This is a genomic window from Rhodococcus sp. AH-ZY2 (genome assembly GCF_030916465.1).
In the GTDB taxonomy this organism is placed as follows: domain Bacteria; phylum Actinomycetota; class Actinomycetes; order Mycobacteriales; family Mycobacteriaceae; genus Rhodococcus; species Rhodococcus ruber.
The window spans coordinates 3,460,683-3,484,842 of the sequence record NZ_CP126458.1 but is presented as its reverse complement, the minus strand read 5'-3'; the positions used below and the strand labels follow the sequence as shown (position 1 = coordinate 3,484,842).

Below are 24,160 nucleotides of genomic sequence, written 5' to 3'. Positions count from 1 at the left end.
CGACCCACGGCCCGCGCGGTCGTTTCCGACGAGCGAAGAGGACTTTCATGCAGGTGGAGCCCCGGCCCTACGGTCGTCGTCGTGAGCTGGTCCTGATCGGCCTCATCGCCGTCCTGGGCGTGGTGACGCTGGTGCTGGTCGTCGTTCCGGGCATGCTCAGCGCCTGATCACGACGTGAACGAGTCGGCCGAGCCCCGCTTCCACGAGCCCGGTGGCCGTTGGCGCACCGTGGCGTTCGGGCCGGTGCTGTGCCTCGTCGCGCTCGTCGTCGAACTGGCGACCGGGCCGGTGGTGCACTGGGTCGCACTGCCGGTGATCGCTCTGGTGCTCAGCGGCTTCGCGTACGTGATGGTCGTCGCGGCCCGGCGGCACGTGAGCGTGGAGCTGACCGCGAAGACGCTGCGCCTCGGGACCGAGGAACTGCCGCTCGAGGAGATCGAGGCGGTGCTGTCCGCGGCCGATCCCCGGGCCCGGGATCCCGAGCGGTGGGAGACCGCCCGGCCGTTGGGGGAGCTGGCGAACGTGCCGCGGGGCCGGACGGCCGTCGGCCTGCGGTTGCGGGGTGGCGCCCTGGTGCGGGCGTGGGCCCGGGACCACGAACGGCTGCGGTCCGAACTCGAGGCGGTGCTGGCCGAGCGCGCCGATCCGCCCTTGCTCTAATACCCCCTAGGGGTACGATACGAGTATGGCCGGATACACCCCGCACCAGGAGGACCTGCTCAAGCGCCTGCGCCGCATCGAGGGGCAGGTCGCGGGCATCGCCCGGATGATCGAGGACGACCGCTACTGCATCGACGTCCTGACCCAGGTCTCCGCCGTCACCAAGGCCCTGCAGACGGTCTCGCTCAAGCTGCTCGACGCGCACCTGGCCGGCTGCGTCGTCGACGCCGCCCGGCAGGGCGGACCCGAGGCCGACGCGAAGATCCAGGAGGCCTCGGACGCCATAGCGCGCCTCGTCCTCAAACCCTGACCACCGAGGAGCCGATCGGCATGCGGATCGCCCACGGACTGTGCGCTGCGGCGCTGGCCTGCGCGCTGACCGCGTGCGCGTCGGAGGAGCCCGCGCGGACGGTGCTCTCGGGCGCACCCACCGCGGTCCCCGACGCGGGAACCCCGCCGCGGGTCACCGTCACCACCGTCGTCGACGGTCTCGACCATCCGTGGGACGTGGTGCAGGCCCCCGACGGGACGTTGCTGACCGGTGAACGCTCGGGCCGGTTCGTCGTCCGCCGGCCCGACGGGCGCGTCGAGGAGCTGCGCGCCGACCTGTCGGACCTGTACGCGGTGGGGGAGACCGGCCTCATGGGCGTCGCGCTCGCCGTCGACTTCGGGGTCAGCCGCACCGTCTACACGTGCCAGGGACACCGCGACCCCGACGACGTCCGCGTCTACGCCTGGACCGTCGATCCCGGCTGGACCACCATGACGCGGCAGCGCACCGTCGTGGAGGGGCTGCCCGTCGCGCGCGGCGGCCGCCACGCCGGCTGCCGCATCCTCGCGCACCCGGACGGCACCCTGTACATCGGCACGGGCGACGCCACCCGCCCGACGGCGCCGCAGGACCCCGGCAGCCTCGGCGGCAAGGTGCTGCACCTGAACCCCGACGGGTCGCCGGCCCCCGGCAACCCCGACCCGGGCAGCGTGGTGTTCACCCTCGGCCACCGCAACGTGCAGGGGCTGGCGCTGCAGCCCGGCACCGGGCGGCTCTACGCGGTCGAGCAGGGCAGCAGCCGCGACGACGAGGTCAACCTGCTCGTGCCGGGCGGCAACTACGGCTGGCGACCCGACCGGGAACCCGGAATGTACGACGAGTCGGTGCCGATGACCGATCCCGAGCGCGTCCCCGGCGCGATCCCGGCGGTGTGGAGTTCCGGGTCGCCCACCATCGCCACCCCCGCGCTGGCGTTCGCGGCCGGACCGGGGTGGGGCCCGTGGTCCGGCGCGCTCGTCGTCAGCAGCCAGCAGGACGAGAAGCTGCTGCTGCTGCGCCTGTCCGAGGACGGCCGCAGCGTGACCGAATCGACCGACCTGCTCGAGGGGGAGTACGGGCGCCTGCGGTCGCTCACCCCACTGCCCGACGGCTCGCTCCTCGTCACCACCGACAACGGCTCCGACGACAGGGTGCTGCGAATCGCCCCCGTCTAACGTGCCCCTGGGTCGACGCGCCGCGCGCCCGCGCCGTCCTTGCCCAGCCGATCGCCCGGATTGAACAGTGTGCACGCCTGCAGCGACAGGCAGCCGCAGCCGATGCACCCCGCCAGTTCGCGCTGCATCCGGTCGATCGCCTGCTTGCGCTCCTCGAGTCGCTCGTGCCACGCCCGTGAGATGCGCATCCAGTCCCGTCGGGTCGGGGGCCGTTCGGCCGGCAGCGCCGAGAACACCTCGGCCACCTCGGCAAGCGGAATGCCGAACCGGGTCGCCAACTGGATGATCGAGATGCGCCGGATCGTGTGCCGGGGGAAGCGGCGCGTGCCGCCTGCGGTGCGGTGTGCGGTCACGAGTCCCAGCGACTCGTAGTAGCGAATCGCAGACACGGCGGCTCCGGTGCGCCGGGAGACTTCACCGATCGCCAGCAGTTCTTCGCTCGTGCGGCTCATCACGACTCCGTTCCCCGCGCTTGATCTCGAGTGCACTTTAGACTCTACAGTCACCGTCATGCACGGATCCACGACTCGCGCCGTCGCCTGGTCGGAACTTCTCGGACGCGAATACCTCGGTACGGCAGCGGTTCTCGCTGGCGGAGTTGCCCTCTACGCCGCCAACGTGTACCTCACCACGAGCCTGCTGCCGACCGCGGTCGAGGAGATCGGCGGCCACGCCTACTACGCGTGGACGGCGACGGTGTTCCTGCTCGCGTCGGTGATCTCCTCGACGGCCGTGGCCCGGACCCTCGCCGTCCGCGGACCCCGGGGCGCCTACCTCGTGGGGCTCGGGTCTTTCGCGGCCGGCACCCTCGTGTGCGCGCTCGCACCGTCCATGGAGGCGCTGCTGGCGGGCCGGGCGGTCCAGGGGCTCGGTGGCGGCCTGCTCGCCGGACTCGGCTACGCAGTACTGAACAGTGCTCTGCCGGAACGTCTCTGGAGCCGCGCCGCGGCGCTCGTATCGGCGATGTGGGGTGTGGGGACCTTCGCGGGACCCGCCGTCGGCGGCGTGTTCGCCCAGTTCCACGCCTGGCGATGGGCGTTCGGCGCGTTACTGGTCTGCACGCTCGCGGTCGCAGCCGCGGTGCCGTTCGCCCTGCCGGCGCACGCCCGCGGATCGCGCGCTGCCGGCAGGATTCCACTCGTTTCGCTGGCCCTGCTCACCGCCGCGGCCCTGGCGGTCGGCGTGGCCGCCGTCGTGACCGGCGGTGCGCCCACGATCGCCCTGCTCGCGGTCGCGTCCGCCGCCGTGGTCGCGTTCGTCGCCGTCGACCGCCGCAGCCCGCACGGCATCCTGCCGGCGGCGACGTTCACCACCGCCCGGCTGCGCTGGGTGTACCTGACGATCGCAGTGCTGGCGGTCGTCTCGACCGCCGAGACGTTCGTCCCGTTGTTCGGGCAGCGCCTCGCCGGCCTCGCGCCGCTGGCCGCCGGCTTCCTCGGCGCCGCCCTCGCGGTGGGGTGGACGCTCGGCGAGATCCCGAGCGCCTCGGCGTCCGCGCCCCGAACCGTGCGCCGCATCGTGGTGAGCGCTCCGGTGCTCGTCGGCCTCGGTCTCGCGCTCATGGCGGCCGCCGTGCGTGACGAGGCCGGACCGGCTGCGGTCACGGTGTGGGTCACGGGACTGGTCGTCGCGGGCGCGGGCATCGGCATCGCGTGGCCGCACCTCGCGGTCGGCGCGATGAACGCCGTCGCCGACCCGCGCGACAGCGGCAAGGCGTCCGCTGCGATCAACACCGTCCAGTTGATCGCGAACGCGTTCGGCGCAGCACTGGCCGGAGTCCTCGTCAACGCGGGACAACCGTCCGACGTGCGTTCGGCGCGGCTGCTGCTGTTCGGGTTCGCCGCCGTGGCGGTGCTCGGCGTGCTCGCCGCGCGCCGCGCGGTTCCGGCGCGCGCGCACCGGAACCGGTCGGCACCCGCGGACGCCTCCGCAGCGGAACCCGAACGAATCTGACGCCGCCGCGCGTGTCGTCGCCGTCCGGCGCATCGTCTTCCGTAGCATCGCCGGGATCCGACGACGAGGAGATGCGCGTGCGAATCTCGGGGAGATGTGCGGCGGCGATCGCAGTCGGCGTGCTCGCGGCCGGGACGCCGAGCGCCCACGCGGCGCCACCCGAGGCGGGCGCGCTGCCCGAGCTGACCGTGACGCCGCTGATGGAGGGGCTGAGCAAGCCCTGGGACGTCGTCGCCGCTCCGGACGGGACGATCCTGACCGGGGAACGGCGGGGCCGCTTCGTGGTCCGGGATCCGGACGGTGGGATCCGGGAGGTGCGCGCCGACCTGTCCAGCCTGTACGCCGAGGGCGAGACCGGCCTGATGGGTCTGGCGCTGGCACCGGATTTCGGGACGAGCCGGACCCTCTACAGCTGTCAGGGCCACCGCGGCCCCGACGGCACCGACATCCGCGTGCAGTCCTGGACGGTCGATCCCGGATGGACGGAGCTGACCCGCGGCGCCACGGTGCTCGCCGGCATCCCGGTCGGGCAGGGCGGCCGGCACGGCGGGTGCCGGTTGCTCGCCCATCCCGACGGGTCGCTGTTCGTCGGGACGGGCGACACCGCCCACCCCCAGGTGCCTCAGGACCGGAACAGCCTGGGCGGCAAGGTGCTCCACATCGATCCCGACGGCACTCCGGCGGCGGGAAACCCCGACCCGGGCAGCCCCGTGTTCACTCTCGGGCACCGCAACGTGCAGGGACTGGCGCTGCGTCCCGGGAGCGGCGAGCTCTATGCCGTCGAGCAGGGCACCGTCCGCGACGACGAGGTGAATCTCCTGCAGCCCGGCGGCAACTACGGGTACCGCCCCGACCGCTTCCCGTTCGTCTACGACGAGTCGGTGCCCATGACCGATCCGGCCCGCGTGCCGGGAGCGATCGGGGCCGTGTGGAGTTCCGGTGCCCCCACCCTCGCGACTCCCGGCGGCACGTTCGTCTCCGGCGCCGGCTGGCAGGGCTGGGACGGCGCGCTGGTGATCACGAGCCAGCAGCAGGAGAAACTGCTGTTCCTCGAACTCACCGCCGACGGCCGGTCGGTGGACGAGACCGCGACGGCGCTCGAGGGGCGGTTCGGCCGGCTGCGGTCGGTGACCGCACGACCCGACGGGGCGCTGCTCGTCACGACGGACAACGGCCGCGACGACCGGGTCCTGCTGGTGGAACCCGCCGACTGAGAGGCCGAGACGAATGTGCTCACCGACCGTGCTCGACCGGGTGTACCGCGAAATCGAGGACGGCCGGGCGCGGTTCGGCCGCCGGTCCTTCCTCGCCGCCCTCGGCGTGAGCGCCGCGGGTCTGGGCGTGAGCGCCGCGGGTCTGGGCGCGGCGACCGCCGCCGCGGCGCCGGCACGAGCCGGCGGGGACACGGCCGCTGCGCGGGCCGACGCGGTGATCGACCTGACCCACACGCTGACCCCGCAGTTCCCGGTGTGGCCCGGCAACGAGCGGTTCGCGATGCGTCCCGTGGCCACGTTCGACACCGGACGGTTCGCCGTCAACGCGATGTCGCTGTGGGAGCACACCGGCACCCATCTCGACGCCCCGGCCCACATCGTGCGCGGCGGCGCGACCGTCGAGGCGCTGCCGGTGCGCGACTTCGTGGCCCCGCTCGCCGTCGTCGACATCGCCGGCAAGGCCGCGCAGGACGACGACGCGGTGGTCACCGTCGACGACGTGGCGACGTGGGAGCGGCAACACGGCCCGATCCCGCCGGCCGCCTTCGTCGCGATGCACTCGGGATGGGAGGCCCGCCTCGCCGACCCCGGCCGCTTCGTCAACGCCGACGCACTGCGCATCCCGCACGCACCGGGCTTCGACCGCGAGGCCGTGCGCATGCTCGTGCACGAACGGAACGTCGTGGGGCTCGGCGTCGACACCCTGAGCCTCGACCGGTCGGGCGAGGTCGGCGCCCACGTGGAGTTGCTCGGCGCGGGCCGCTACGGCATCGAGGCGATGGCGAACCTCGCGGCCGTGCCGCCACGCGGCGCGACCGTCGTCGTCGGCGCGCCGAAGCACGCCGGCGGCACCGGTGGGCCGTGCCGGGTGCTGGCACTGGTCTGAATCCCGCACCCGGCCCGGCGGGTCAGCCGAGGCGACCGGCGTCCGTGCCCGGGCCGTCGAGCATCGCCGACCCGAGCAGGTGCTCCGGCACGCCGAGGCCCTCGACGAGGGTCGTCACGTGGGGACGCAGGGTCCGGCAGCGCTCGTTGATGCCGCGCAGCACCGCCTTCGCCCGTTCCACCGACAGCTGCCGGTGCTCCATGTACCAGGCCTTGTCCTCGTCGATGACGCTGAGCGCGTACAGATCGCACAGGTCCGACAACAGCTCGCGGGCCTCCTCGTCGGGACACGACTCGATCCCGGCGACGAACGCCTCGAGCACGACCCGGTCGATGTGGGCGCGCGCCGCGTGCAGCACGTGGTCCTGCACGAAGTTGAAGGCGTCGAACAGGTTCTCCTCGCGGTTCGACGCGGCCTGCAGTCGCCGCGCCGCCGTCGAGAGCAGGTATTGTTCCCGGTCCTCGAACATTGCCATCTGCGTGCCCCGATCGAAGAGGCTGCCGTCCTCCTCGTTGTCCTTCCGGGTGTCGACGAGCGTCTGGAGGATCTGCTGGGCGGCGGTGCGCTTCTTGACGATGTCCGACACCGTGACCGCGGCGAACTTCATCCATTCCACCGGGCTCATGCCGCGGACCTCGTCCGCGTAGGCGGTGAGGAGTTCCTTGGCGACGAGCTGGGTCAGCACGTGGTTGTCGCCCTCGAAGGTGGTGAACACGTCCGTGTCCGCCTTCAGCGCGGTGAGCCGGTTCTCGGCCATGTACCCGGCACCGCCGCAGGCCTCACGGCACTCCTGGATGGCGCGCGTCGCGTGGGCGGTGTTGGCGACCTTCAGCCCGGCGGCGCGGCCTTCGAGCTCACGCTGCTCCTGCGGATCCACCTCCTCGACGGGCGTGGTCTGGATCCGGTCCATGGTGGAGATCAGCTCGTTCTGCGCGAAGGTCAGCGCATACGACTTGGCGATGAGCGGCAGCAGGCGGCGCTGATGGACCAGATAGTCCATCAGCAGCACTTCCTTCTCGTCGCCGGGGGCGCTGAACTGGCGGCGCTGCAGCGCGTACCGCGTGGCGACCGACAGCGCGACGCGGGCCGCGGCACCGGCCGAGCCGCCGACGGTGACCCGGCCCCGCACGAGCGTGCCCACCATGGTGAAGAAGCGGCGGTTCGGATTCTCGATCGCCGAGACGTAGGTGCCGTCGGGCTCGACGTCGGCGTACCGGTTGAGCAGGTTCTCCCGGGGAATCCGCACGTGGTCGAACATGATCCGGCCGTTGTCCACGCCCGGCAGGCCACCCTTGTGGCCGCAGTCGGAGGTGGTGACCCCGGGCAGATCGTCGCCGTTCTCGTCGCGGATCGGCACGACGAAGCAGTGCACGCCCTGGGACTTGCCGCCGGTGATCAGCTGTGCGAACACCGCGGCGACCGTCGCGTGCTGTGCCGCCCCGCCGATGTAGTCCTTGCGCGAGGACGGGGTCGGGGAGTGGACGACGAACTCCTCGGTGCCCGGGTCGTACGAGGCCGTCGTCTCGAGCGACTGGACGTCGGAGCCGTGGCCGGTCTCGGTCATCGCGAAGCAGCCGAGCAGATCGAGATCGATGAGCGGGCCGATGTAGCGGTCGTGGTGCCGGGCCGTGCCGAGATTCTCGATCGCGCCGCCGAACAGACCCCACTGCACACCGGCCTTGACCATCAGGGACAGGTCCGACATGGCGAGCATCTCGATCGACGCCACCGCGCCGCCGGCGTCGCCGCCGCCGCCCACCGCTTTCGCGAAGCCCGCCCGGGCGTAGCCGGATTCCGCGAGCATCCGCATCTGCTTCAGCGTGATCGCCCGGGCCTCGTCCAGGTCCGGTGTGTAGTGCGGGGCGAACTCGGGCCGGTCCAGGTCCGTGCGTGCCCGCTCGCGTGCCTGCCGCCACGCGCCGTCCAGGGTGATGCGGATGTGCTCAGCTGTGGTCGTCATGGACCGACATTAGGACGATTCGAGCCCGTCGTGTGGGTATGTGCGAACGTCGGTATCGGCTGCGGCATGCGCCCAGTCCGTCGGCACGTCCGCGCCCCCTTCCGGACTGACCCGGGTGCCGACGCGCGCGAGCAGCGGAGTCGGGGCGATCGGCCCGGCGAACAGTGCCTGGCCGAGTCCGAAGGTGGTGGCGCGTTGCAGCATCGCCGGGGGGACGTGGGAGAACAGGTGGGACAGCTCCTCGATGTCGGTGCTGCCGTTCATCCGCATCAGGAGCAGGTTGTCGCACTGGGAGACGACGTTCGGATGCACCTTCCCCGGCCGCTGCGTCGCCACGAACAGGTGCAGCCCGAACTTGCGTCCCTCGCCGGCGATGAGCACCCCCAGATCCGCGGTGCTCGACAACAACGGATCCGCCGTGACCGACGGCAGGATGTTGTGGGCCTCGTCCACCACGACGAGCATCGGCAGGCGCCGCCGTCGCAGCATCCACAGCCGGCCCAGCAGCCCGAGGGACACCGCGGCGCGCTCCCCGGGGCTGTTCAGACTGCCGAGATCGATCACGAAGCACCGGCCCGTGCGCACGTCGAGTTCGGCGGCCGAGCGTTCCTCCCCTCGCCGCCACAGCTCCCACGACGCGATCCCCAGATTGTCGATGCGGGTCGCGAGACGCTCCGTCGCGGGGTCCGCCGCCGCCGCGGACCGCACGTCCGCGACGGAGTAGGGCGCGTCGAGGGCAGCGGTGACGCGGCGCAGGGCCGAGTACTCGTCGAGATCGTGCACCGGGTCCAGGCGCAGCAGCAGCGCCTGCGCGACGAGGGGAAGGTCGCTCAGGTCCAGGCACAGCAGGTGGTCGGAGCCGGTGCCGCGGGCCCGTACCACCCGCACTCCGGTGGCGGCCCCGCGATGCCGCTGCGCGGCGGGGGAGTCGTCCTCCGGATCCCGCAGCCGGCCGAGGTGTACGTGGTCGGAGTTGGGGTCGAGCACCACGATCGGCAGGGTCGTCGCGGCGAGCAGCCGCTCGAGGACCGCGCCGGTGGTGTACGTCTTGCCGGAGCCGGACTGGCCGCACATGAAGGTGTGCCGGGCGAAGCCCGCCGGGTGCAGCCGCGCCGCCACGGCCGGGGCGTGCAGCAGGGTGCCGACGTCGAGACTGCCGGTGAGGGCGGCCGCGAGCGTCGCCGTCTCGGCCGCGGTGGCCGGGCGCACATGCCGCTCGGGAAACGGGGCGACTTCCGCCGTGGCGGCGAACCGGTCGTCGCCGAACACGCCCAGCACACTCGCGGACCCCGCCAGCGTCCGCACCATGGCGCGGCCGCGCACGGAGCGCACCGGCAGACCCGGTTCGTCCACGGCGACGTCGACGTCCGCGCCCTCGCGCTCGACGATGCGCACGCTGCGGACCTGCACGGCGAGACGGCGCTCGTCGTCGAGTTCGACGACCGCGAATCCGCCGACCTCCAGGCCGACGTCCACCGGTCCGGTGAGAAGTACCTCACGACCGTCGGCGGACAACGCGGCGGTGACGACCCGGAACCGGTCGGCGAGGGCGGTACGGACGTCGTCGAACGAGACCATGGTCACATTCCTACCGCAACGACCGCCGTTGCAGGGCCCGCGCCTTTTGGCAAATCCCGCGAAACTGGGACACTGGAGGTCGTGACTGCGACCCCCGATGCATCTCGCGCCCGCGACTCCGTTTCCACCGCACTGTTCGACCGGGCGTCGAAGGTGATTCCCGGGGGTGTGAACTCGCCGGTCCGCGCGTTCGGATCGGTCGGCGGCACCCCGCGCTTCGTCGCCTCCGCATCCGGCTGCACCCTGACCGACGTGGACGGCAATTCGTATGTCGACCTGGTGTGTTCGTGGGGGCCGATGATCCTCGGCCATGCGCACCCGGCCGTCGTCGACGCGGTGCGCAGTGCCGCCACGACCGGGCTGTCGTTCGGCGCGCCGACCGCCGGTGAGGTGGAACTCGCCGAGGAGATCGTGGCCCGCATCGAGCCCGTCGAGCAGGTCCGGCTCGTCAACTCCGGTACCGAGGCGACGATGAGTGCGGTGCGACTGGCACGCGGATTCACCGGCCGGACCAAGATCGTCAAGTTCGCGGGCTGTTATCACGGTCACGTCGACGCCCTGCTCGCCGACGCCGGCTCCGGCGTCGCCACCTTCGGGCTGCCGACGTCGCCGGGTGTGACGGGCGCCCAGGCCGAGGACACCATCGTCCTGCCGTACAACGACCTCGAGGCGGTGCGCGCGGCGTTCGCGGCCGAACCGGGGAAGATCGCGGCGGTGATCACCGAAGCCGCGGCCGGCAACATGGGCACCGTCCCGCCGCTGCCCGGCTTCAACGCCGGTCTGCGCGAGCTGACCCGCGAGCACGGCGCGCTGCTGATCATGGACGAGGTGATGACCGGGTTCCGGGCGGGACCGGCCGGGTGGTACGGCATCGACGGCGTCGCCGGTGACCTCATGACGTTCGGCAAGGTGATGAGCGGCGGACTGCCCGCGGCCGCGTTCGGCGGCCGCGCCGACGTGATGGCCCATCTCGCGCCGGCCGGGCCCGTCTACCAGGCCGGCACCCTGTCGGGCAATCCGGTCGCCGTCGCCGCCGGCCTCGCCAGCCTGCGCGCCGCCGACAGCGACGCCTACGCCGCGCTCGACCGCAACGCCACCACCCTCGGACGGATGCTCGGTGAGGCGCTGACGGCGGAGGGCGTGGCCCACCGGGTCCAGTTCGCCGGCACCATGCTCAGCGTGTTCTTCACCGAGGAGCCGGTCACCGACTACGCGCAGGCCAAGGCCGCGCAGACGTGGCGGTTCCCGGCGTTCTTCCATGCCCTGCTCGACCACGGCGTCTACGCCCCGCCGAGCGCGTTCGAGACGTGGTTCGTCTCGTCCGCGCTCGACGACGACGCGTTTTCCCGCATCGCCGACGCACTGCCGCACGCCGCGAAGGCGGCGGCCGCCGCCACCGCCTGAGCGCGCCCCTTCCAGGCCGTCCACACCCGCCGCACACCCGAGGAACTCCCACGTGACCGAACCTGCCCCGTCCGAGACCCGCACCATCGTGCACGTGCTCCGGCACGGCGAGGTGCACAACCCCAGCGGCATCCTCTACGGCCGGCTGCCCGGCTTCCGGCTGTCCGTGACCGGGGAGGCGCAGGCCCGGTCGGTGGCCTCGGCCCTCGCCGACCACGACATCGCGCACATCGTCGCCTCCCCGCTCGAGCGGGCCCAGCAGACCGCCCAGCCCATCGCGGACAAGCACGGCCTGCCGGTGGCGACGGACGAGAACCTCGTCGAGGCGGGCAACCAGTTCGAGGGCCTGCGGGTGGCCGTCGGCGACGGGGCGCTGCGCCGCCCGCGGCACTGGTGGAAGCTGCGCGACCCGTTCACCCCCTCGTGGGGTGAGCCCTACCTGCAGATCGCGCACCGCATGCTGGCCGCGGTCAACGCCGCTCGTGTCGCCGCCGTGGGCCGCGAAGCCGTGTGCGTGAGCCATCAGCTTCCGGTGTGGACCCTCCGCCGCTTCCTCGAGGGGGAACGGCTGTGGCACAACCCGCAGCACCGGCAGTGCAGCCTGGCGTCGCTGACCTCGCTGGTGTACCAGGGGGACACCCTGGTCGACATCGTCTACTCCGAACCGGCCGGGGCCTCGGACCCGACCGTCCACGGCGCATGAGTCGCCGGGCCACGCGACGGGCGGCGCTGGCGGCGACGGCGCTGGCCTGCGGCGTCCTCACCTCGTGCGCCACCGGCGACGACGCCGTCGCCACCGGCGGCACCTTCGACTTCGTCTCGCCGGGCGGTCAGACCCGCATCTTCTACGACCCGCCCGCCGAGCGCGGCACCCTCGGGACGCTCTCGGGGGAGGACCTGATGAACGAGGGCGAGACGATCTCGCTCGACGACTACGCCGGCCAGGTGGTGGTGCTCAACGTGTGGGGCCAGTGGTGCGCCCCGTGCCGTAGCGAGGCCGACGACCTCGAACAGGTCTACGAGGCCACCGAGGACCAGGGCGTGCAGTTCCTCGGCATCAACGTCCGCGACAACCAGCGCGACAAGGCCCAGGACTTCGTCGTCGACAACCGGGTCGGCTACCCGTCGATCTACGACCCGTCGATGCGCTCGCTGCTGGCGCTGGGAGCGAACTACCCGACGTCGGTCGTCCCCACCACCGTCGTCCTCGACCGTGACCACCGCGTCGCGGCGGTCTTCCTCACCGAACTGCTCGCGAGCGATCTGCAGCCCGTCGTCGAGCGGGTCGCCGCGGAAGCCCCCGCCGAGCAGTGACATGGGTGGTGCAGTCGTGAGCAGCAATTCGCTCGTGAGCGAAGCCGTCCTCGCCGCGGGCATCGGGGACACCTTCCAGTCGGTCGCCTCGTCCGGCCCGCTGCTGCTGGCCCTCGGAGCGTGCCTGCTGGCCGGGCTCGTGTCCTTCGCGTCGCCCTGCGTGGTGCCGCTGGTGCCCGGCTACCTGTCCTATCTGGCCGGGGTCGTGGGCGCCGAGGCGCCGGCGGTCACCGCCGCCGAGGCGCGTGGACGCACCACCACCGTCCGCGCCGACGGACGGCTGCGCGTCGCCGGAGCAGCCGCGCTGTTCGTCGCCGGATTCACGGTGGTGTTCGTCCTCGCCACCGCGTCGGTGTTCGGGGCGATCTCCGCGCTCGCCGTCAACCGCGAGCTGCTGATGCGGATCGGCGGGGTGGTCACCATCGTGATGGGCCTGGTTTTCGTCGGCCTGATCCCGGCGCTGCAGCGCGACACCCGCCCCGAACCCCGGCGGATCTCCGGCCTGGCCGGCGCGCCGCTGCTCGGCGGCGTCTTCGCCCTCGGCTGGACGCCGTGCCTCGGTCCCACCCTTGCCGGGGTGATCTCCCTGGCCGCCGGCACCGAGGGCGCCACCGCCGCCCGGGGCGTCGCGCTCATCGTGGCGTACTGCCTCGGTCTCGGGTTGCCTTTCGTCGTACTCGCGCTGGGCTCCGCCCGGGCCCTGCGCGGGGTGGGCTGGTTGCGCGCCCACGCCCGCACCGTCCAGCTCGTCGGCGGCTTCATGCTCGTGGCCGTCGGAATCGCCCTCGTCACCGGCGCCTGGGACGTGTTCGTCTCCTGGATCCGGGACGCCTTCATTTCCGAGGTCACGCTCCCCATATGACGGCCACCGACACACCCACCGCCCCACCGTCACCGACCCCGCCGCGGCAGGGCCCGGCCGGTCGCGCCGCGGCGTTCGTCCGCAACACCTGGCGCGGCCTGACGTCGATGCGCACCGCGCTGGTGCTGCTGTTCCTGCTCGCGCTGGCCGCGATCCCCGGCGCCCTGCTGCCGCAGCGCAGCCTCAACGCCGGCAAGGTCGACGAGTACATCGCCGCGCGCCCGACCCTCGGTCCGCTGATGGACCGGCTGGAGCTGTTCGACGTGTTCGGCAGCTTCTGGTTCACCGCGATCTACGTGCTGCTGTTCGTCTCCCTGATCGGCTGCATCCTGCCGCGCTGCACCGAGTACTACCGGGCGCTGCGCACCCGGCCCGTGCCGGCGCCGCGCAACCTGTCGCGACTGCCGCACCATCTCGAGACCACGGTCGACGGCGCCCCGGACGAGGTGCTCGCCCGGGTGCGGGGCCAGCTGCGGGGCTGGCGCGTCGCCGAGCGTGGCGAGACGGCCGCCCGCCGGGGCGCGCGCGACGGGGAACTCACCCTCTCCGCGGAGAAGGGATACCTGCGCGAAGCCGGCAACCTGCTGTTCCACCTCGCGCTGGTGGGGCTGCTCGCCGCGGTCGCGGTGGGCAAGCTGTTCGGCTACGAGGGCCAGCGCATCCTGGTCGCCGACGGTGAGGAGTTCTGCACCAGCTCGCCGGCGGCGTTCGACTCCTTCCGCGCGGGCAACACCCTCGACGGCACGGGCCTGACTCCGATGTGCATCCGCGTGAAGGACTTCTCCGCGGACTATCTCGACAACGGCCAGGCGGAGATGTTCACCTCGAACATCGACTATCAGGCGGGCGCCGACCTGGCGACGAACACCTGGCGCGAGGCCCAGCTGAAGGTCAACCACCCGCTGCGGGTCGGCAGCGACCGCGTCTACCTGCAGGGCCACGGTTTCGCGCCGTCCTTCACGGTGACATGGCCCGACGGCGAGACCCGCACCGAGACGCTGCAGTGGCGACCGGACGACGCGACCACCTTCCTCAGCAGTGGTGCGATGCGGTTCGACCCGCCGGGCGGAATGTACCCGGATGCCGACGAGCGGCGGCGCAACCAGATCGCGATCGAGGGGCTGTTCGCGCCCACCGCGGTGTTCCACGGCAACCTGTTGTCCTCCGGCTACCCGGCGCTGACCGATCCCGCCGTCGCGATCGACATCTACAAGGGCGACACGGGCCTGGACACCGGCACTCCGCAGTCGCTGTTCTCCCTCAACGGCGAGCTGATCAACCAGGGCCGGCTCGTCAAGCAGGACCGCGTGAACCTGTATGCGGGAGAGAGCGTGACACTCGCCGACGGGACGCAGATCCGGTTCGACGGCGCGACCGACTTCGTGAACCTGCAGGTCTCCCACGACCCGGCGCAGACGTGGGTGCTGGTGTCGGCCGTCACGATGATGGCGGGGCTGCTGGTGTCGCTGCTGATCAAACGTCGCCGCGTCTGGGTGCGGGTCTACCCGGCCGGTACAGTGGCCGACGGGGAACGACGTACCGTAGTAGAACTCGGTGGTCTCGCCCGGACCGACCAGGCCGGATGGGGTGACGAGTTCGAGCGTCTGACCGGCCGACTGCTCGGCGACGACACGACCGCACGTGCGAAGGCAGCACAGGAGAAGAAGGCATGACCCTCAACGAGACCCTCGCGCAGTACAGCGACTGGGCGTTCGAATCGGCGTTCGCGGTACTGGTGCTCGCGCTGGTGCTGCTGATCGCCGAGTACGCGTCGCACCGGGCCGACCTCGTCGCCGAGCGCGAGCGCAAACTCGTCGCCGTGGGCGCGGCGGCCGAGCCGCCGCCGGTGCCGGCCGGGCCGGGCCGGGTCGAGGAGGTGGGGGGCCGGACGCTGTCCGAGCGTCTCGGCAACATGGGGCGCGCGCTCGTCGTCGTGGTGGCTGCCCTGCAGGTGACGTCGATCGTGCTGCGCGGGCTGTCCACCGAGCGCTTCCCACTCGGCAACATGTACGAGTTCGTGGCCATGGCGTGCGCCGCGGCGGTGCTGTTCGGGCTGGTGGTGCTGCGCAAGCCGGCCTACCGGATCATGTGGGTCTACCTGCTCGTGCCGGTGCTGATCCTGATGTTCCTCGCGGCGACCGTGCTGTACGCCGACGCCGCCCCCGTCGTGCCCGCCCTGCAGTCGTTCTGGCTGCCCATCCACGTGACCATCATCAGCGTCGGCAGCGGCATCTTCCTGGTCTCCGGCGTCGCCAGCCTGCTGTTCCTGCTGCGCATCCGGTTCCCGAAGGGCGAGGAGGGCCGCGGCGTGTTCGGCCGGATCGCCGAACGCCTGCCCGACGCGCAGACCCTGGACCGTCTCGCCTACCGCACCACCATCATCGGGTTCCCGCTGTTCGGTGCCGGCATCATCCTGGGCGCGATCTGGGCCGAGGCCGCGTGGGGCCGGTTCTGGGGCTGGGATCCCAAGGAGACCGTCTCCTTCATCACCTGGGTGATGTACGCGGCGTACCTGCACGCCCGCGCGACGTCGGGCTGGCGCAACACCCGTGCGGCGTGGATCAACGTCGCCGGGTTCGTCGCCATGCTGTTCAACCTCTTCATCATCAACATGGTGGTCTCCGGTCTGCATTCGTACGCCGGCCTGAACTGATCTGTTATCGTCCGCGTCGGCCGGGCCGTGGGGGACCGGGGACGGGGGACGACAGCGTGGTGCCGCAGGAGGGCGAGCGGGCGGGGACAGCACAGCCGTCGGCGCGGGATCTGGACGCGTCGCTGCTCGTGAACCGGGTACAGTCGGCGCCCGCGCGGGGGTGGCGTCGGGCCGTGTACCGCGGCACCGGCGGGCGCATCGATCCGGGCGACGGCCGGCGGGACCGGCAGCGGCGTGAGTTGACAGAGCAGGTGCGCGGACCGCTCCGGGGCTGCTACCGGATCGCACTGCTGAGCTTGAAGGGCGGGGTGGGAAAGACCACTACCACGGTCACGCTCGGATCCACGTTCGCGTCCCTGAGAGGCGACCGGGTGATCGCGGTGGATGCCAACCCCGACCGGGGAACGCTCAGCCAGAAGGTCGCCGACCGGACCTCGGGGACGGTGCGCACGCTGCTGCGCGACGAGGCGAGCATCCGCCGCTACGGCGATGTCCGGGCCCATACGGCACAGAATCGGCATCGGCTCGAGGTGCTGGCCTCGGACAGCGATCCGGCCGTCTCGGAGGCGTTCAGCGCGCGGGACTACGAGCGGACGCTGGCAATCCTCGAACGTTTCCACACGATCGTGCTCACCGACTGCGGCACCGGACTGATGCACTCGGCGATGCGGGCGATCCTCGAGAACGCGGACACACTGGTGGTGGTCAGTTCCGGCTCGGTGGACGGTGCGCGCAGCGCCTCGGCGACGCTGGACTGGCTCGACGCCCACGGCTACCGGGCCCTCGTGGCCCGTTCCGTGGCTGTGGTCAACGCCGTGCGGCCCCGGTCCGGCAAGGTGGACGTGGACCGGTTGGTCGAGCACTTCGCGCGGCGCTGCCGCGCCGTCCACGTGCTGCCGTTCGATCCGCACCTCGAGGAGGGCGCGGAGGTCGACCTGGCCCGACTGCAGCCACGCACCCGGCGGGCGCTGCTGGAACTGGCGGCGGGGGTCGCCGCCGACTTTCCGCGCCGAGGCGGCCTCGGCGAGCGCAGCGACGGGGGATGACCCTGGGCGAGCGCAGCGACGGGGGATGACCCTGGGCGAGCGCAGCGACGGGGGATGACCCCTGCGAGCGCAGCGAGGGATCACTCCGGCGCGAGCGCAGCGACGGAGCGGGCGCCGCGGCCCGAGGTCAGTCTCCGGGGTCCTGATCGGGGCCGGGGGTGCCGTCGGTGGACCTGCGACGGAACTCCCGGTCGACCTTCCAGAGGAAGTCCGGGTCGTCGTCGGGGCCGATCACGCGGGTGGGCTGGGAGCGAAGTCCGGGACCGAACGCCTTCCACAGCAGCACCGCAATCGTGAGGGCACCGACTATGGCCAACAGGTAGAGCACCACGCACCTCCTCGCCGCGAGCAGTCCGCCGGCGTTTCCGCGGCCGGCCGGGCCTGCTCCTTCAGTCTATTCGTTGTGACGAGGGTGCCGGTGCGCCCCGGGTCCCCGATGCGGCGTAGGCCCGGGTCAGCGGGTGGCTTCGGTGGTGAGGGAGCGCAGCAGCGCCAGCACCTCGGACTCCCGGAAGCGGCGGTGCCCGCCCGGGGTTCGCAGCGAGCCGAGCCGGCCGGCGTGGGCCCAGCGGGTGACCGTCTTCGGGTCCACGTGGAACAGCGCCGCGACCTGGCCGGGGGTCAGCAGTGATTCCTTCGCGCCGTTGAATGCGGGTGCGCTCATCGATGGTCCTTCCGGGTGTTTCGTCTCGTTCGGATCGTCGTGGCCATGTTGACACCGAATACCCTGGTTGCTCGAACGGTCTACGGTTGGTAAAGCGGAAGTAATAGACAAAACGGACGGTCGACCAGATGGGCCGCGGCGCGCGGCGGTTACCCTGGACGGGTGAGTGAAGCATCGCAGAACCGTCCTGACCAGCCCGGAAATCCCGGCCGGCCCGGCAACGCCGGCACCGACAGAGGCACCCTGGCCCGGGACGTCGCCCTCTACTCGCTGGCCCGGCTGGGCCTCGTCCTCGTGCTCGCCGTGGTGATCCTCTACCTTCCCCGCCTGTTCGGGGTGGAGATCCCGTTGCTGGTCGCCGCGCTCTTCGCGGTGCTGATCGCGCTGCCGCTCTCGCTCGTCGTGTTCGCGCCGCTGCGCCGCCGGGTGAACGCGGGCATCGCATCCGTCGACGCGCGCCGACGCGCCGACCGGGCCGACCTCCAGTCCCGGCTGCGTGGCGAGGATCGTTAGGTGAGCGAAGGCGTCGTCGACCGCAGTGCGTCGCGGGAGTGGGTGGATCGTGCCGTCCAGCTGATCGAGGCCGACTCCCAGCGCAGCGCCGACACGCATCTCCTGCGCTATCCGCTGCCTCCCGAGTGGGGCGTGCAGCTGTACCTCAAGGACGAGTCCACGCACATCACCGGCAGCTTGAAGCACCGGCTCGCGCGATCGCTGTTCCTCTACGCCATCTGCAACGGCTGGGTGCGTGCGGACACCCCGATCATCGAGGCGTCGTCCGGCTCGACCGCCGTCAGCGAGGCGTACTTCGCGAAGCTGCTCGGCCTCGACTTCGTCGCGGTCATGCCGCGGAGCACCAGTCCGGCCAAGGTTGCGCTCATCGAGGCGCAGGGTGGGCAGTGCCACTTCGTCGACCGGCCGCCGGAGATCTATGCCGAGGCGCGCCGGCTCGCCGCCGAGCTGGGCGGTCACTACATGGACCAGTTCACGCACGCGGAACGAGCCACCGACTGGCGCGGCAACAACAACATCGCCGAATCGATCTTCACCCAGCTGCAGCTCGAGGAACATCCGATCCCGGAGTGGATCGTCGTCGGCGCCGGCACCGGCGGCACCAGCGCCACCGTCGGCCGGTACATCCGGTACCGCCGGCACCGTACCCGGCTGGCCGTCGTCGATCCCGAGAACTCCGCGTTCTACGGCGGGTACGAGACGGGATCGGCGGACTACACGACGGGCATGCCGTCGCGGATCGAGGGCATCGGACGGCCCCGCGTGGAGCCGTCGTTCGTCGGGCAGGTGGTGGATCGGATGATCCGGGTGCCGGACGCCGCCTCGATCGCCGCGATGCGTCACGCGAGCGAAGCGCTGGGCCGCCGCGTCGGGGGCTCGACCGGGACCAATCTCTGGGGTGCGTTCGGCCTGATCGCGGCGATGATCGCCGACGGCCGGCACGGCAGCGTCGTCACCCTCCTGTGCGACGGCGGGGAACGCTACGCGGGTACCTATTTCGACGACGAGTGGGTGGCCGGGGAGGGTCTGGACCTCGCCGGCCCGACCGCGACGCTCGAGAAGTTCGCGGCCACCGGCAGATGGGCGGCCTGAGCCTCGCCGCCCCGGACCCTACGAGTCCGTAGCCTACGGGTGCGTAGGTTCGGTATCGTGAGGACATGGAGCGCCCCGCCGTGTCCCTGGACAACTACGAAGCCGTGTACGACTTCTACCTCGGGCACCGGCAGAGCCGGCCCGTCGCCCGGGCGGCCTACGCCCTGCTCGCCGCTCGGTATCGCCCCCGGGTGTGCTGCGCAGGGGACGTCCGCGATCGTCTCCGCGAACTCGTGCGGGGCGGGACGCCCCTGCTGATCGTCGCCAACCATCTCACCCACAGCGATCAGTACGTCCTCGCCGCGACGGCGTGGCGCTCGCCGCTGCGCCCGGTGATCGGCAGGACGCGGGTGCTGGCGAAGGACGAGCTGTTCGCCGACGAGTCACGACGCCGCAAGGTCGACATGATGGGTGGGATCCCGGTCTTCCGGGCCAAGAACCACGGCCTGCGGGCGGTCTCCGACGCCGGACGCCGGATGATGGACGTCTCCGCCGCCCGGCTGCATCGCGGCGACAGTGTCGCGATCTTCCCGGAGGGCACCTGCAACGAGGGCGACCCCACGCGGTTGCAGCCGCTCGGGACCGGCATCGGCCACATCGTCCGCCGGGCGCGCGACCTGGGGGCGCAGCCCGCCCTGGTGTGCGTCGGGATCGGATACGGGCCGGACAAGGACCCGTCGCGTCCGGCGAGTGTGTTCCTCACCGGCCCGGTCACCGACCTCGACGGCAGGGTCCGTGACGTCACGCGCCTGGTGCAGGACGAACTACAGCGTGCCGTGGACGCTGCCGTCGCGCGGTACTGATCGGGTGGCCGGACCCGTCCTGTCAACTTGTCTTGACGTTCGCCGGTTGTCAACGTAAATTGACGGCATGACCGAGGCCACCACGCTCGCCGCCGCCGCCGGAAGCCCCGATCCCGCGGAGGGGCTGCGGGCGGTGCGCGCCCTGCGACGGTTGCTCGAGCGGCTCGAGGCGATCCAGGTCGACAACGCCCGCCGGCAGGGCTGGTCGTGGCAGGCGATCGCCGATGCGCTCGAGGTGAGCAGGCAGGCCGTCCACCAGAAGTACAACCGGAAGCGTGGGTGATCCGCCGTGTTCGAACGATTCACCGCCGGCGCGCGAGCCGCCGTCGTCACCGCGCAGGAAGAGGCCCGGGAGCTGGACGCCCGACGGATCGAGCCGGCCCACCTGCTGCTCGGCGTCCTCGGCACCGCGGACACGACGCTCCGTGACCTGCTCGCCGACCTGGGTCTCACCGCCGGGACCGTGCGCAGCGAACTGGTCCGGGACGCCGGGATGCTCGGCGACGAGGACGCCGCCGCGCTCGGCGCCATCGGCATCGACCTCGATTCCGTCCGGGCGAGGCTCGAGGAGAGCTTCGGCGAGGGCGTCCTCGATCGGGGACCAGGCGGCGGCCGGCGGGGACCGTTCGCGCGGCATCTGCCGTTCCATCCTGCCGCGAAGAAGTCCCTGCAACTCGCCCTGCGGGAAGCTCTCGCGCGGCGGGACCGCGTCATCGGCTGCGAGCACCTGCTGCTCGGAATCCTGCGCTCCGACGACGATCGTGCCCGCACACTGGTCGAGTCACACGTCCCCCGCAGGGTCCTGCGCGACCGTCTGCGTGACTACCGGGGCCGGGCGGCCTGACCGTCCGGGATTCGCGACGGCGTCCCCGGGGGCCGGATGTGGAACAGTGTCGGCATGATCAACTTCCTGGTCCGGCTGGTCCTCAACGCCGTCGCCATCTGGCTGGCGGCCCAGTGGGTCTCCGGCATCGACTTCACGGGATCCGGCACCGGCGCCACCGACGAGATCATCGCCCTGCTGGTGATCGCGCTCGTCTTCACCGTCGTCAACGCATTCGTCAAGCCGCTCGTGCAGTTGCTGTCGCTACCGCTGCTCATCCTGACGCTGGGTCTGTTCACCCTCGTCGTGAACGCGCTGATGCTCCTGCTCACCGCATGGCTGAGCGAGTTCACCGACTACGGTCTGACCGTCGAGGGATTCTGGACCGCGTTCTGGGGCGCCCTGATCATCTCGATCGTCAACTGGGCGCTCGGCCTGCTGGTGCCCGACCGGAAGTGAGGTTTGCGGGCGCGACCGCTCAGGCGACGAACAGCGCCGCCGCGGTCGCGACGGCCCAGGCCAGCATCGCCACGCCCGAGTCCCGCAGCGCCGGGATCAGGTGCATACCGAGACCACCGGATCGCACCGGTGCGTGGGCACGCACCGCGAACGGCAGCGCGAGCAGGCCCGCCAGCGCCCACGGCGTGCGCGCCACCAGGGCCAGCGACGCCACGAACGGCACGGCCAGCAGGATCAGGTGCAGCGTCCGGGTCCGCGGGTCGCCCAACCGCACCGCGAGCGTGCGCTTGCCCGAGACGGTGTCGGTGGGGATGTCGCGCAGGTTGTTGGCCACCAGCACCGCGCTCGAGAACGAACCCACTGCCACCGCGCACGCCAGCCCGACCCAGTCGATCCGGCCGGCCTGCACGAACTGCGTGCCCGACACGGCGACCAGCCCGAAGAACACGAACACCGCGACCTCGCCGAACCCGCTGTAGCCGTAGGGACTGCGGCCGCCGGTGTAGTACCAGGCGCCGGCGATGCACACCGCACCGACCAGGAGCAGCCACCAGGCGCTCGTGAGCGCCAGCGCGATCCCGGCGATCGCGCCCACTCCGAAGCACGCGAACGCGGCCCGCTTGACCGCGGCCGGCGCCGCCGCGCCCGAACCCACCAGCCGCAGCGGACCGACGCGGTCGTCGTCGGTCCCGCGGATGCCGTCGGAGTAGTCGTTGGCGAAGTTGACCCCGACGATCAGCGCGAGCGCGACCACCAACGCCAGCAGCGCCTTCCACCACACCGCGCCGTCGAGCGCGGCTGCGGCGCCGGTACCGGCGACGACCGGGGCGATCGCGTTGGGAAGTGTGCGCGGACGGGCGCCTTCGAGCCATTGACCAGCGGTTGCCATGCGTCGATCCTGCCATCGAGCGAATAGGGCATCCCGCCGGGCCGAGGAGACGACCGAGGGAGATGACCGATCCGCCCGCTCGGCCGTGACGGGTCGACCTACGAGAACCGGGCGACCAGCGCCCGCCGGTCCACCTTGCCGGGGCCGCGCAACGGCAGGGCGGGGACGACGTACAGCGCCCGCGGGGCCGCGGTGACGTCCAGCGAGGCGCTCGTCCAGGCTCGCAGTTCGTCGAGGGTGGGGGAGGCGCCGGCCTCCGGGACGACGACGACCGCCACCCGCTGGCCGAGCCGCGGATCGGGCAGGCCGATCACGGCGCACTCGCGGACCGCGGGGTGCTCGAGCAGGACGGCCTCGACGACCTGCGGCACGACGGTGAGGCCGCCCGTGGAGACGGCCTCGTCCAGGCGCCCCAGGATGCGCAGGATCCCGTCGGCGAGTTCGCCCGCGTCGTCCGTGCGGAACCAGCCGGGCTCCGCGAACGCCGGATGATCGGGCAGACCACGGTAGCCGCGGGCAAGGGTGACCCCGCCGAGCCACACCCGGGACTGCGCGTCGACCCGGACCGTGGTCCCGGCCAGCGGGACGCCGTCGTACACGCACCCGCCGCACGTCTCGCTCATCCCGTAGGTGCGGACCACGGTGATCCCGGCGTCCCGCGCCCGGCGCAGGGCCGGAGCGGGCGTGGCGGCACCGCCCAGCAGGATCGCATCCAGCTCGGCGAGAGCCGCGACGGCGGCCGGGTGATCGAGGGCCTTGATCAGCTGGGTGGGCACCAGCGACGTGTAGCGCCGTCCTGCGGGCATCGCGGCGATCGCCGCGGGCAACCGGACCGGATCGAAGCCGCCGGCGACGTCGATCACCACGGGCCTGGTTCCCGCCAGCAGGCCCCGCAGCAGCACCTGCATGCCGGCGATGTGGTGGGCGGGCAGCGCCAGCAGCCACGAGCCGGGCCCGCCGAGACGCTCGTGCGTGGCGTCCCCGCTGGCCCGCAGCGCTGCGGCGGTCAACTGGGCGCCCTTCGGGGTGCCCGTGGTGCCCGAGGTGGCGACGACGAGACCGATGCCGTCGTCGACGGGTTCGCCCGGGCGCAGGGCCCCGGTCAGTCGCCGGATCTCCCGGTCGTCGGCGGCCGGCACCGGGAGCAGGGCCGGTCCGTCGCCGTCGAGCATGCGCCGGAGTGCGGGCAGGACCGCCTGCACGGCGTCGCCGGAGGGGACTGGCAGCACCTCGAGGTTCATGTGGCGGGGCCGGTGAGGGGCCATCCTCCGGTCTCGAGGTGCCGGCGCACCCGATCGATGTCCTGTTCGAGCGGCATCTCGTTGGTGATCTTCGTGATCAGCACGGCGATGTCCGTCTTCGAGATGGGCAGGTCCCCGTCGTCGACGAGGGCGTGCGCGACCTGGTCGACCTCGTCCTCCGACAGCCGCCGGCTGAGCAGCGCGAACAGCGGCACGTAGTCCTGTTCCGGCACGCCCTCCGGATAACCGGCACGCAGCCATTCGATGATGGAGGTGAGGAACGGCGGAAGCGTCACGGGGGCACCTCCTCAGTCCGTCCCGTCGTCGCCGGTCACCACGGTCCCGTCCTCGGCGACCACCGGCCAGCCCCCCGCGGCGAGGTGCCCGGCGACTCGTTCGAGGTCCTCCTCCGACGGTTCCTCGTGGAGCACGCCGGCGATGATCTGCTTGAGCGTGTCGTAGTCGACGTGGCGCTCGGGATGCTCGTGGGCCGTGGCGATCGACATCTCGCACACTTCGGCGATCTCCTCGTCCGTCAGACGCCGGCGCAGCACGGCGAGCAGCGCGAAGTGATCCTTGGCCGGGATGCCTTCCGGGTAGCCGGTACGCAGCCAGTCGAGGACCGAACGGAGCGAGTACTTGGACAATGTCGTTCTTTCGT

At 71.9% G+C, this 24,160-nt stretch carries 27 protein-coding genes and 1 pseudogene; 19 read left to right on the top strand and 9 right to left on the bottom strand.

Features of this window, described 5'->3' with window-relative positions; all coding sequences use genetic code 11:
- Nucleotides 1–174 precede the first annotated feature (174 nt).
- From QNA09_RS16875 to QNA09_RS16865, 3 genes are read left to right on the top strand one after another with little or no spacing between them, the layout of a single operon-like run.
- Nucleotides 175–660, top strand: a complete 486-nt coding sequence (locus QNA09_RS16875) for a DUF3093 family protein (protein ID WP_010592072.1) — start codon at nt 175–177, stop codon at nt 658–660.
- Between the two features lie 25 nt (nt 661–685).
- The gene (locus QNA09_RS16870; protein ID WP_003937563.1) at nt 686–970 is read left to right on the top strand and encodes a metal-sensitive transcriptional regulator; all 285 of its coding nucleotides are present in this window, start codon (nt 686–688) and stop codon (nt 968–970) included.
- A gap of 20 nt (nt 971–990) precedes the next feature.
- A complete protein-coding gene (locus QNA09_RS16865; RefSeq protein WP_010592071.1) occupies nt 991–2,145 on the top strand; it encodes a sorbosone dehydrogenase family protein in 1,155 nt (384 codons plus the stop codon).
- Here QNA09_RS16865 and soxR read toward each other — a convergent pair.
- Nucleotides 2,142–2,597, bottom strand: coding sequence for a redox-sensitive transcriptional activator SoxR (soxR, locus tag QNA09_RS16860; protein WP_010592070.1), 456 nt, complete (start codon nt 2,595–2,597; stop codon nt 2,142–2,144). The two genes, QNA09_RS16865 and soxR, sit on opposite strands and share 4 nt — an antisense overlap.
- Nucleotides 2,598–2,655: 58 nt before the next feature.
- Here soxR and QNA09_RS16855 point away from each other — a divergent pair, with 58 nt between their 5' ends.
- The 3 genes from QNA09_RS16855 to QNA09_RS16845 all read left to right on the top strand — a co-directional run bounded on the left by QNA09_RS16855 (nt 2,656) and on the right by QNA09_RS16845 (nt 6,198).
- Nucleotides 2,656–4,098, top strand: coding sequence for an MFS transporter (locus QNA09_RS16855; protein WP_119699930.1), 1,443 nt, complete (start codon nt 2,656–2,658; stop codon nt 4,096–4,098).
- A 71-nt stretch (nt 4,099–4,169) separates the two neighbouring features.
- A complete protein-coding gene (locus tag QNA09_RS16850; RefSeq protein WP_162919328.1) occupies nt 4,170–5,312 on the top strand; it encodes a sorbosone dehydrogenase family protein in 1,143 nt (380 codons plus the stop codon).
- Between the two features lie 13 nt (nt 5,313–5,325).
- Nucleotides 5,326–6,198, top strand: a complete 873-nt coding sequence (locus tag QNA09_RS16845) for a cyclase family protein (RefSeq protein WP_102031352.1) — start codon at nt 5,326–5,328, stop codon at nt 6,196–6,198.
- Between the two features lie 22 nt (nt 6,199–6,220).
- Here the strand turns inward: QNA09_RS16845 and QNA09_RS16840 are convergent, their stop codons facing one another.
- Both QNA09_RS16840 and QNA09_RS16835 read right to left on the bottom strand, forming a co-directional pair.
- The gene (locus tag QNA09_RS16840; RefSeq protein WP_017680041.1) at nt 6,221–8,158 is read right to left on the bottom strand and encodes an acyl-CoA dehydrogenase; all 1,938 of its coding nucleotides are present in this window, start codon (nt 8,156–8,158) and stop codon (nt 6,221–6,223) included.
- A gap of 9 nt (nt 8,159–8,167) precedes the next feature.
- Nucleotides 8,168–9,736, bottom strand: a complete 1,569-nt coding sequence (locus tag QNA09_RS16835; protein WP_010592065.1) for an ATP-binding protein — start codon at nt 9,734–9,736, stop codon at nt 8,168–8,170.
- An 81-nt stretch (nt 9,737–9,817) separates the two neighbouring features.
- Between QNA09_RS16835 and hemL the strand changes: the two genes are divergently transcribed.
- The 7 genes and pseudogenes from hemL to QNA09_RS16800 all read left to right on the top strand — a co-directional run.
- Nucleotides 9,818–11,140, top strand: a complete 1,323-nt coding sequence (hemL, locus tag QNA09_RS16830; RefSeq protein WP_010592064.1) for a glutamate-1-semialdehyde 2,1-aminomutase — start codon at nt 9,818–9,820, stop codon at nt 11,138–11,140.
- 52 nt (nt 11,141–11,192) lie between these two features.
- Nucleotides 11,193–11,843 carry a histidine phosphatase family protein gene (locus QNA09_RS16825; protein ID WP_003937572.1) on the top strand — a complete coding sequence of 217 codons (651 nt, stop codon included), beginning with the start codon at nt 11,193–11,195 and terminating at the stop codon, nt 11,841–11,843.
- Complete coding sequence (locus tag QNA09_RS16820) at nt 11,840–12,454, top strand: TlpA disulfide reductase family protein (RefSeq protein WP_040271939.1); 615 nt, start codon at nt 11,840–11,842, stop codon at nt 12,452–12,454. Before QNA09_RS16825 ends, QNA09_RS16820 begins: the two co-directional genes overlap by 4 nt.
- Nucleotide 12,455: 1 nt before the next feature.
- A complete protein-coding gene (locus QNA09_RS16815) occupies nt 12,456–13,316 on the top strand; it encodes a cytochrome c biogenesis CcdA family protein (RefSeq protein WP_017680037.1) in 861 nt (286 codons plus the stop codon).
- Nucleotides 13,313–14,989, top strand: a complete 1,677-nt coding sequence (locus QNA09_RS16810) for a cytochrome c biogenesis protein ResB (RefSeq protein ID WP_040271941.1) — start codon at nt 13,313–13,315, stop codon at nt 14,987–14,989. The genes QNA09_RS16815 and QNA09_RS16810 overlap by 4 nt, the downstream gene beginning before the upstream one ends.
- Nucleotides 14,986–15,969 carry a c-type cytochrome biogenesis protein CcsB gene (ccsB, locus tag QNA09_RS16805; RefSeq protein WP_010592060.1) on the top strand — a complete coding sequence of 328 codons (984 nt, stop codon included), beginning with the start codon at nt 14,986–14,988 and terminating at the stop codon, nt 15,967–15,969. Before QNA09_RS16810 ends, ccsB begins: the two co-directional genes overlap by 4 nt.
- 35 nt (nt 15,970–16,004) lie before the next feature.
- Nucleotides 16,005–17,015 (top strand): annotated as a pseudogene (locus QNA09_RS16800) (MinD/ParA family protein); the annotation flags it as partial.
- Between the two features lie 127 nt (nt 17,016–17,142).
- On the opposite strand, the gene QNA09_RS16795 reads toward QNA09_RS16800, so the two are convergent.
- Entirely contained in the window at nt 17,143–17,343 is a 201-nt protein-coding gene (locus QNA09_RS16795) for a hypothetical protein (RefSeq protein WP_010592058.1), read from the bottom strand.
- Between the two features lie 126 nt (nt 17,344–17,469).
- Nucleotides 17,470–17,679 (bottom strand): BldC family transcriptional regulator, encoded by a 210-nt coding sequence (locus QNA09_RS16790; RefSeq protein ID WP_006935908.1) that lies wholly within the window; start codon nt 17,677–17,679, stop codon nt 17,470–17,472.
- A gap of 243 nt (nt 17,680–17,922) precedes the next feature.
- On the opposite strand from QNA09_RS16790, the gene QNA09_RS16785 reads away from it, so the two are divergent.
- From QNA09_RS16785 to QNA09_RS16760, 6 genes are all read left to right on the top strand, one after another.
- Nucleotides 17,923–18,192: a DUF4229 domain-containing protein gene (locus QNA09_RS16785; protein ID WP_172603578.1), complete on the top strand. Its 270-nt coding sequence runs from the start codon at nt 17,923–17,925 to the stop codon at nt 18,190–18,192.
- Nucleotides 18,193–19,284, top strand: coding sequence for a PLP-dependent cysteine synthase family protein (locus QNA09_RS16780; protein ID WP_017680034.1), 1,092 nt, complete (start codon nt 18,193–18,195; stop codon nt 19,282–19,284).
- 65 nt (nt 19,285–19,349) lie between these two features.
- Nucleotides 19,350–20,087 (top strand): 1-acyl-sn-glycerol-3-phosphate acyltransferase, encoded by a 738-nt coding sequence (locus QNA09_RS16775; protein ID WP_010592054.1) that lies wholly within the window; start codon nt 19,350–19,352, stop codon nt 20,085–20,087.
- A gap of 67 nt (nt 20,088–20,154) precedes the next feature.
- Nucleotides 20,155–20,370, top strand: a complete 216-nt coding sequence (locus tag QNA09_RS16770; RefSeq protein ID WP_003937583.1) for a hypothetical protein — start codon at nt 20,155–20,157, stop codon at nt 20,368–20,370.
- Nucleotides 20,371–20,376: 6 nt separating this feature from the next.
- Complete coding sequence (locus tag QNA09_RS16765) at nt 20,377–20,931, top strand: Clp protease N-terminal domain-containing protein (protein WP_010592053.1); 555 nt, start codon at nt 20,377–20,379, stop codon at nt 20,929–20,931.
- A gap of 54 nt (nt 20,932–20,985) precedes the next feature.
- Nucleotides 20,986–21,369, top strand: a complete 384-nt coding sequence (locus QNA09_RS16760) for a phage holin family protein (protein WP_010592052.1) — start codon at nt 20,986–20,988, stop codon at nt 21,367–21,369.
- Nucleotides 21,370–21,388: 19 nt separating this feature from the next.
- On the opposite strand, the gene QNA09_RS16755 is transcribed toward QNA09_RS16760, so the two are convergent.
- From QNA09_RS16755 to QNA09_RS16740, 4 genes are all read right to left on the bottom strand, one after another.
- On the bottom strand, nt 21,389–22,258 hold the full coding sequence (locus QNA09_RS16755; protein ID WP_010592051.1) for a 1,4-dihydroxy-2-naphthoate polyprenyltransferase: 870 nt from the start codon (nt 22,256–22,258) through the stop codon (nt 21,389–21,391).
- Between the two features lie 98 nt (nt 22,259–22,356).
- Nucleotides 22,357–23,499, bottom strand: coding sequence for an o-succinylbenzoate--CoA ligase (menE, locus tag QNA09_RS16750; RefSeq protein WP_010592050.1), 1,143 nt, complete (start codon nt 23,497–23,499; stop codon nt 22,357–22,359).
- A complete protein-coding gene (locus tag QNA09_RS16745) occupies nt 23,496–23,795 on the bottom strand; it encodes a DUF3349 domain-containing protein (protein ID WP_010592049.1) in 300 nt (99 codons plus the stop codon). The genes menE and QNA09_RS16745 overlap by 4 nt, the downstream gene beginning before the upstream one ends.
- Before the next feature lie 12 nt (nt 23,796–23,807).
- Nucleotides 23,808–24,146, bottom strand: a complete 339-nt coding sequence (locus QNA09_RS16740) for a DUF3349 domain-containing protein (RefSeq protein ID WP_119699928.1) — start codon at nt 24,144–24,146, stop codon at nt 23,808–23,810.
- Nucleotides 24,147–24,160: the final 14 nt, after the last annotated feature.

Excerpts from the sequence above, each read along its gene's own strand:
- QNA09_RS16760 (WP_010592052.1), top strand. The coding sequence starts at position 20,986 with ATGATCAACTTCCTGGTCCGGCTGGTCCTCAACGCCGTCGCCATCTGG.
- QNA09_RS16790 (WP_006935908.1), bottom strand. The coding sequence starts at position 17,679 with ATGAGCGCACCCGCATTCAACGGCGCGAAGGAATCACTGCTGACCCCC.
- ccsB (WP_010592060.1), top strand. The coding sequence starts at position 14,986 with ATGACCCTCAACGAGACCCTCGCGCAGTACAGCGACTGGGCGTTCGAA.
- QNA09_RS16840 (WP_017680041.1), bottom strand. The coding sequence starts at position 8,158 with ATGACGACCACAGCTGAGCACATCCGCATCACCCTGGACGGCGCGTGG.
- QNA09_RS16870 (WP_003937563.1), top strand. The coding sequence starts at position 686 with ATGGCCGGATACACCCCGCACCAGGAGGACCTGCTCAAGCGCCTGCGC.
- QNA09_RS16810 (WP_040271941.1), top strand. The coding sequence starts at position 13,313 with ATGACGGCCACCGACACACCCACCGCCCCACCGTCACCGACCCCGCCG.
- soxR (WP_010592070.1), bottom strand. The coding sequence starts at position 2,597 with ATGAGCCGCACGAGCGAAGAACTGCTGGCGATCGGTGAAGTCTCCCGG.
- QNA09_RS16850 (WP_162919328.1), top strand. The coding sequence starts at position 4,170 with ATGCGCGTGCGAATCTCGGGGAGATGTGCGGCGGCGATCGCAGTCGGC.
- QNA09_RS16820 (WP_040271939.1), top strand. The coding sequence starts at position 11,840 with ATGAGTCGCCGGGCCACGCGACGGGCGGCGCTGGCGGCGACGGCGCTG.
- QNA09_RS16865 (WP_010592071.1), top strand. The coding sequence starts at position 991 with ATGCGGATCGCCCACGGACTGTGCGCTGCGGCGCTGGCCTGCGCGCTG.
- menE (WP_010592050.1), bottom strand. The coding sequence starts at position 23,499 with ATGAACCTCGAGGTGCTGCCAGTCCCCTCCGGCGACGCCGTGCAGGCG.
- QNA09_RS16835 (WP_010592065.1), bottom strand. The coding sequence starts at position 9,736 with ATGGTCTCGTTCGACGACGTCCGTACCGCCCTCGCCGACCGGTTCCGG.
- QNA09_RS16770 (WP_003937583.1), top strand. The coding sequence starts at position 20,155 with ATGACCGAGGCCACCACGCTCGCCGCCGCCGCCGGAAGCCCCGATCCC.
- QNA09_RS16815 (WP_017680037.1), top strand. The coding sequence starts at position 12,456 with ATGGGTGGTGCAGTCGTGAGCAGCAATTCGCTCGTGAGCGAAGCCGTC.
- QNA09_RS16845 (WP_102031352.1), top strand. The coding sequence starts at position 5,326 with ATGTGCTCACCGACCGTGCTCGACCGGGTGTACCGCGAAATCGAGGAC.
- QNA09_RS16855 (WP_119699930.1), top strand. The coding sequence starts at position 2,656 with ATGCACGGATCCACGACTCGCGCCGTCGCCTGGTCGGAACTTCTCGGA.
- QNA09_RS16775 (WP_010592054.1), top strand. The coding sequence starts at position 19,350 with ATGGAGCGCCCCGCCGTGTCCCTGGACAACTACGAAGCCGTGTACGAC.
- QNA09_RS16755 (WP_010592051.1), bottom strand. The coding sequence starts at position 22,258 with ATGGCAACCGCTGGTCAATGGCTCGAAGGCGCCCGTCCGCGCACACTT.